The following is an 824-nucleotide window of genomic DNA, read 5'->3' on the forward strand; positions in this document are numbered from 1 at the left end:
CCCCCCCGCCACAATGTTTTCGCTCTGGGATCCGGCCTTTTCTCAAACTTCCGGCTTACCTGGGATCGACGACATCCAACGCCCGGTTCGCCAACAGCTCCCCTAGTTCGATCAACTGTTGCAGCCCCAACGCAACGTGTCGTCGCGAGCCGTCCAGGTCGAACGCCAGATCGCCCGCCATCACGCTGGCCGAGGCCAGGGTTTCGCTGAGGTTGGCCAACAGGCTTTCGGCATCGACGCCCTCCACGACGGTGAATAGCGGGTCCGAGGAGGGTTTCTCCTCAGGCTGGGCGGATTTGGGATTCAGAAGGGAATCGATGAGACGCTCGGCGTGGGCGTCGGCAGCATGGTCTAGAGGCGGGATTGGTGGGTCTGGGATGAGTTTGTCCATGGAATGCTCCTAACGTAAGTGAGAGCCGCCACGTTCGCTGCTAAACGAATAGGTGGCAGCCGCGCGCAGGTTAGCAGACCGGTACGTTAGGAAACCGGCGCACCCGAGGATGCCCTGCGCACAGCCGCCATAAGAATTCGAGCATAAAAATGCCCGCACTGAATGGCAGTTGCCATGCGCCTAACGTGACTCCGAGCTGCTAAACCCGACCGCTGATTGGCAGCGGTGAGCACAGACTAGGCACCGAAACCGGCAGGCGCAAGAGGCTGGAATTTTCTAGGAAATGTCCTGCAAGTCAATGGGGAATATCTTTCAGTCGATTCCTACGACAAGCCCTATTCGAAAGCGCGAACGGAGAGGATCCCCGGTGTCCGCTGCTACCTCCGCCAGTTGACTAATCACCTGCCTTTCGTGGGGGGGGGGGGGGGGGGGG

At 60.0% G+C, this 824-nt stretch carries 1 protein-coding gene; it reads right to left on the bottom strand.

Translation table 11 applies throughout. The annotated features are described in order from the left end of the window. Positions 1-55: 55 nt before the first annotated feature. Positions 56-391, bottom strand: coding sequence for a DUF6124 family protein (locus tag ACE04F_RS24680; protein WP_486110311.1), 336 nt, complete (start codon positions 389-391; stop codon positions 56-58). Positions 392-824: the final 433 nt, after the last annotated feature.

The organism is Pseudomonas sp. AGC41, from assembly GCF_057334555.1.

Coding starts and splice junctions, on each gene's coding strand:
- ACE04F_RS24680 (WP_486110311.1), bottom strand. CDS start 391: ATGGACAAACTCATCCCAGACCCACCAATCCCGCCTCTAGACCATGCT.